The organism is Paenibacillus agri (genome assembly GCF_013359945.1).
Lineage (GTDB): Bacteria > Bacillota > Bacilli > Paenibacillales > Paenibacillaceae > Paenibacillus_AQ > Paenibacillus_AQ agri.
Genome location: NZ_JABWCS010000049.1, coordinates 1 through 243 on the forward strand (window position 1 = coordinate 1; position 243 = coordinate 243).

Below are 243 nucleotides of genomic sequence, written 5' to 3' on the forward strand. Positions count from 1 at the left end.
CATTAGGTGCCCTTCGGGGAAAGTTGAGACAGGTGGTGCATGGTTGTCGTCAGCTCGTGTCGTGAGATGTTGGGTTAAGTCCCGCAACGAGCGCAACCCTTGACTTTAGTTGCCAGCAGGTTAAGCTGGGCACTCTAGAGTGACTGCCGGTGACAAACCGGAGGAAGGTGGGGATGACGTCAAATCATCATGCCCCTTATGACCTGGGCTACACACGTACTACAATGGCCGGTACAACGGGAA

Annotated in this window: 1 rRNA gene; it reads left to right on the forward strand. The window is 54.3% G+C overall.

Annotated elements, in window-relative coordinates:
* Positions 1 to 243 (forward strand): 16S ribosomal RNA (locus HPT30_RS00230); the annotation flags it as partial.